The sequence below is a fragment of the Streptomyces sp. NPDC058375 genome, from assembly GCF_042723425.1.
Lineage (GTDB): Bacteria > Actinomycetota > Actinomycetes > Streptomycetales > Streptomycetaceae > Streptomyces > Streptomyces durocortorensis.
The window spans coordinates 1-5,373 of the sequence record NZ_JBHXJG010000363.1 but is presented as its reverse complement, the minus strand read 5'-3'; the positions used below and the strand labels follow the sequence as shown (position 1 = coordinate 5,373).

Below are 5,373 nucleotides of genomic sequence, written 5' to 3'. Positions count from 1 at the left end.
GGGGAACGACGCGAACAGCGGCCCGTGCAGAGCCCGTTCCGGGCCCGTTCCGGCTCGCGGACAGCCGGCGGGATCCGGCCCGATTCACCGGCTCGGATCGATCCGCCGGCCGAACTCCCTCCGCGCGGCTCTCTACTCGCCGCCACCGGACAGGGCCACGTCGACCGCCGCCAAGGCGTGCAGCCGAGCGGTGGCAAAGACCGGCACCGGGCTGTCCTCCTGGCCGATGAGCAGTTCGATCTCCGTGCAGCCGAGGATCACCCCCTCCGCGCCGTCCGCCACCAGGCCCCGGATGATCTCCCGGTACGCCTCCCGGGATTCGGCACGCACCTCGCCCAGGCACAGTTCGCCGTAGATCACCTCGTGCACCAGGGCCCGGCCCGCCGCGTCCGGAACGCGTACATCCAGTCCCCGGTCCCGCAGTCGGCCCCGATAGAAGTCCTGCTCCATGGTGAAGGCCGTGCCCAGCAGCCCCACCTTCCGCACCCCCGCCGCGCGGACCGCGTCCGCCGTGGCGTCAGCGAGGTGCACCAGCGGCACCGAGACGGCCGCCGCCACCGCGTCGGCCACCTTGTGCATGGTGTTGGTGCAGATCAGCACCATGTCGGCCCCGGCGCTCTGCACCGCGCGGGCGGCGTCGGCCAGAACCTCGCCGGCCTCCTCCCAGCGGCCTTCCGTCTGGAGCCGCTCGACCTCGGCGAAGTCGACCGAGTAGAGCACGCACCGCGCCGAGTGCAGCCCGCCCAGCCGGTCCCGGGTGTACTCGTTGACGAGCCGGTAGTACTCCGCCGTCGACTCCCAGCTCATGCCGCCGATGAGCCCGATCGTTCTCACTGCCGCCGTCCTTTCCTCGGTCAATCGTGCGTTTTCCCTTGACGGAACATACCGGGGCCGCCAAGGGTGTCCCTCATCTTCTTGACAACGTTGTCGATCGGCGCATCGTACGACAGCCCTGCTGAGCCGCCCTACGACCGCCGCGAGCACCCCCTGAGGAGAACCACCGTGGGCCCGACCTCCCTTCCCCTCGGCCGCCGCCGACTGCTCCAGATCCTCGGCGCGTCCGGAGCCGTGGCCGCGTTGCCACTGGGCGCGGGCTCGCCGTCTGCGGCCGCGTCTCCGCTCGCAGGGGCGGGCGGAAACGGTGCGGAGGACGATGTCGCCGCCACCTACTATCGAGTCCTGTTGCGGCACACCCGCTGGTCCGAGACGCAGTGGGACGAGGCCCGGGGCATCTACACCGACAAGTTCTTCGGCTTCGCGGTGGTGCTCGGCCACGCCGTGCTGCTGACCCGTGGCAGCTACGACGCGGAGCTGGCGGGGGTGGACCGGGACACGCTCAAGCGGCGGACCCTGGCGACGCTGCGGCACTTCGCCGCCTCCAACCGGCTGACCGGCGGCACGCAGTGGGGCCGCACCCTCTTCTTCGACACCACGTTCCAGTCGTACTTCGTACTGGCCGCCCGGCTGCTCTGGGCCGAACTGGACACGCGTACCCGCTCCCTGGTGGACACCATCGTCCGGGAGCAGGCGGCGTACACCCACGCCCTGGGCACCGGCGACGACCCGGCCTCCGGGTCCTGGACACCGAACGGCCTGACGGGCGGGCATGTCGGCGACACCAAGCTGGAGGAGATGGGCATCTACGCCCAGGCGCTGGCCCCCGCACTGGCCTGGGCCCCCGGGGACCGCCGACGCCCCGAGTGGGCGGCCGACTACGGCGCCTGGTCGCGCAACGAGGCCGGGCTGCCGGAGGCCGACCTCGCCAACCCGGCCCGCGTGGACGGCGTACCGGTGGCACGTAACACCGCCCGGAACGTCTACGACACGTTCATCGTCGAGAACCACGGCTCCTTCGGCCCGCACTACCAGGCGGAGCTGTGGCGGACCTCGGGGCGCAACGCGGCGCACTTCCTGGCCGCCGGGGAGCCGCTGCCCGAGGTGCTGACCCGGCAGCCGAACGCCGGGCCGCTGTGGCGGACCCTGCTGGGGGTGATGTCGGACGCGGGTGAGCCGCTGATGCCGATGGTGAACGACCGCGAGCACCTCTACGGCCGGGACGTGATCCCGCTGGCGTTCCTGTCCCGGGTGATGGGCGACCGGACGGCAGCCCGCGCGGAAGTGGAGCTGGCGGCGAGGCTGGAGGCGTACCAGGCGTACCCGCCGGAGCACCGGCTGGCGAAGTTCTCCGGTGAGCCGAAGTACGAGCCGGAGGCCCGCGCCGAGCTGGCCATCAGCTACCTGCTGCACGTGTGGCCCGGGGCGGGCCGGGCCGTCGTACCGCTGTCGCAGCGGGAGCTGTTCGCGTACGCCTCCGGAGTGACGGACTTCGGGGAGGGGCCCGGCCTGGTCTCGCACCAGTCCCCCGCCGCCTGGGCCGGTGCGGTGTCCAAGCCGAAGTTCGTGAAGTTCGCCTGGCAGCCGGGCCACGACGACTGGCTGTTCAGGATCAGCGGCGCCACACCGATGTTCCTGCCTACGACGGCCGTGGAGGTCACCGGCCGCTCGGTGCGCACGCACACCCGGCTGCGCGACGGCTTCGACGGGAGCGCGACGCTGCTGCGGCTGAAGGACGGCTTCGCCGGCTTCACCACGCTGCCCACCGGCGCGGTCGTCCACGCCGCCGAAGGACCGGACACCGTGGGCAGCCGGCTGGAGGTGCACAACCTCACCATGCCGGGCGTGGCGGGCCTGGACGGCAAGCGGACGTACCGCTTCTCCGAGGGGTCGGCAACGGTCGCGTCCCGGGACTCGTCCGGCGGCTCGACGGGCCGCGTCGACGAGCTGTCGTTCGATCGTACGACGGTCCGGCACCTGCGGGTCCAAGGCGTGACGCCCGATCCTGCGTACGGCTACTCGCTGTTCGCCGTGGAGGCCCGGAACGGGGCGGACGGGCCCGAACTCGCGCGCGGCGGCCGGGCCACCGCGTCCTCGTCCGCGCCGGGCAGGGGGCCGGAGCTGGCCGTGGACGGGGACGGCACGACCCGCTGGGCGGTGTCCACCGCCGACCGGCCACGCCCCGACAGCTGGCTCGCCGTGGACCTCGGGGAGCCCCGCGCCCTGGACCGGGTCACCCTGCGCTGGGAGAGCGCGGCGGGCCGGAGCTACCTGGTGCAGGGCTCGGACGACGGCGAGCGGTGGACGGACCTGGCGAGCGGCCCCGTACCGGCGCTGCGCAGCACCGGTGGCTGGCTGGACGTGGACGGCCGTGCGGGCCTGCTGGTACGCGGCGGGCGCGGTCCGCTGGCGGTGTACGGGGACACGGTCGTGCTGGCGGAGGGCGGCGGCACGGGCCCGCTGCTCGTGGAGGGCCACTGCGGGGTGTCCGCCGACGGCCTGCGCGAACTCGCCCACCGGCCGGTGCCCACGGCCGGGGACGAGAAGGTGCGGGCGGCGGTGACGGACGGTCACCTGAGCCTGTTCAACCTGTCGGACCGGGCGGTGCGCACCTCGGTCACCCTGGTGCAGGAAGGCCGACGCCGGGAGGTCTACGAGGGCGAGCAGGTGGTGACCCGGGGCGGACTGCGGTACGAGGCGCGGCTGGAGGCGGCATCGGCGCTGCTGCTGCCGCCCCGGTTCTCGCTGGTCCCGCTGTCGGGCCGGTCGCTGCCGAACGGGTTGCGGGTGGAGGTCGTGGACGCCGCCACGGTGCGCCTGACCGGGCCGGTCTGCCGGGTGCGGGTCGAGGCACAGGGGCACAGTGCGGTGGCGGTGGTGCGGCCGGGCCGGGGCACCGAGGTCACAGTGCGCGGGGCACAGGCGTATCCGACGACGGACCTCGCCCTGGGCCGGGCCGTCTTCCCGAACGCGCCGCTGCCGGCGGGGATGTCGGAGCCGTCGGCGGCGGTCGACGGTGCCCCTGACACGGTGTGGCGGCCGGGACGCGACGGCCGCCTGGTCGTGGACCTCGGGGCGCGGCGGGCGGTGGGCCGGGTGGAGGCCGAGTGGTCGGCCGGGCGGGCCCCGGACCTGTCCGTGGAATTCAGTGACGACGGGATCCGCTACCGCCGGGCGGGTGCTCCCACCGGTCGTGGCCGGGTGCGGAGCCTGCGAGTCACGGGCTCCCCGCGCTATGTGGCACTGCGGGTGTCGGGCACCCCGGAGGGGCGCGGTGGTCTCGTGCGGCTGTCGGTCCGCTGACGGACCGGCTTCACCTGACACCGCAGCCATCCGATTGCCCTTCTGTGAGCGTTCTGACCAAAGCCCGACATCAGGAGCGCTCAGAGGTGACGGTTTCTGTCACAAGGGTTGACATGGGCATTGGTATGAACCAATGTCCTGCACCAGGTCGGTGGCCACCGATGTCCCCCTCGTTCGCGAACTCCCCCCACGCACCTGGAGATTCCCCGTGGACCGGACGCATCGCAAGAAGCGCAGCAACAAGCTCCTGGGCGGCAGTGTCGCCCTCGTCCTCGCCGCCGGCGGGCTCATGGCGGCCACCACTCTCGGCAGTAGCGCAGGCGCGGCCGAGAGCGGGCAGGCGCCTGCGGCCGTACCCGCACACGCCGTCACCGGCTACTGGCAGAACTTCGACAACGGCGCAACAGTTCAGAAGCTGGGCGACGTTCAGGACGGCTACGACATCATCGCGGTCGCCTTCGCCGACGCCACCGGCACCGACGGCCAGATCGAGTTCAACCTCGACCCGGCGATCGGCTATGCATCCGAGGACGACTTCAAGGCCGACATCGCCGCCAAGCAGGAGGCCGGCAAGTCCGTCATCATCTCTGTCGGCGGCGAGCTCGGGAACGTGACGGTCAACGACGCGGATTCGGCCCAGCAGTTCGCCGACAGCACGTACGCCCTCATGGAGGAGTACGGCTTCGACGGCGTCGACATCGACCTGGAGCACGGCATCAACGCTCAGTACATGGGCGAGGCGCTGAAGGCGCTGTCCGAGAAGGCGGGTGGTGACCTGGTCCTCACCATGGCGCCGCAGACGCTGGACATGCAGAGCACCGACAGCGAGTACTTCAAGCTGGCGCTCGACGTGAAGGACATTCTGACCGTCGTCAACATGCAGTACTACAACAGCGGTTCGATGGCCGGCTGCGACGGCGACGTCTACGCCCAGGGCACGGTCGACTTCCTGACCGCGCTGGCCTGCATCCAGCTGGAGAACGGCCTCGATGCCGACCAGGTCGGCATCGGCACCCCCGCCTCCGCCAAGGGCGCCGGCTCCGGCTACGTCGACCCGGCGATCGTGAACGACGCCCTCGACTGCCTGACCAAGGGGGAGAACTGCGGCGAGTTCAAGCCCGAGAAGACCTACCCGGGGCTGCGCGGCGCGATGACCTGGTCCACCAACTGGGACGCGTCGAACGGCGACACCTGGGTCAACAGCGTGGCGCCGCACGTCCACGAACTCCCGTAGCC

General features: G+C 72.0%; 3 protein-coding genes. 2 read left to right on the top strand and 1 reads right to left on the bottom strand.

What is annotated here, in order from left to right:
- Nucleotides 1–132 precede the first annotated feature (132 nt).
- On the bottom strand, nucleotides 133–834 hold the full coding sequence (locus ACFWM7_RS33265; RefSeq protein WP_383267966.1) for an aspartate/glutamate racemase family protein: 702 nt from the start codon (nucleotides 832–834) through the stop codon (nucleotides 133–135).
- 168 nt (nucleotides 835–1,002) lie between these two features.
- Between ACFWM7_RS33265 and ACFWM7_RS33260 the strand changes: the two genes are divergently transcribed.
- Entirely contained in the window at nucleotides 1,003–4,137 is a 3,135-nt protein-coding gene (locus tag ACFWM7_RS33260; RefSeq protein WP_383267963.1) for a discoidin domain-containing protein, read from the top strand.
- 208 nt (nucleotides 4,138–4,345) lie between these two features.
- Nucleotides 4,346–5,371, top strand: coding sequence for a chitinase (locus tag ACFWM7_RS33255; protein ID WP_383267960.1), 1,026 nt, complete (start codon nucleotides 4,346–4,348; stop codon nucleotides 5,369–5,371).
- Nucleotides 5,372–5,373: the final 2 nt, after the last annotated feature.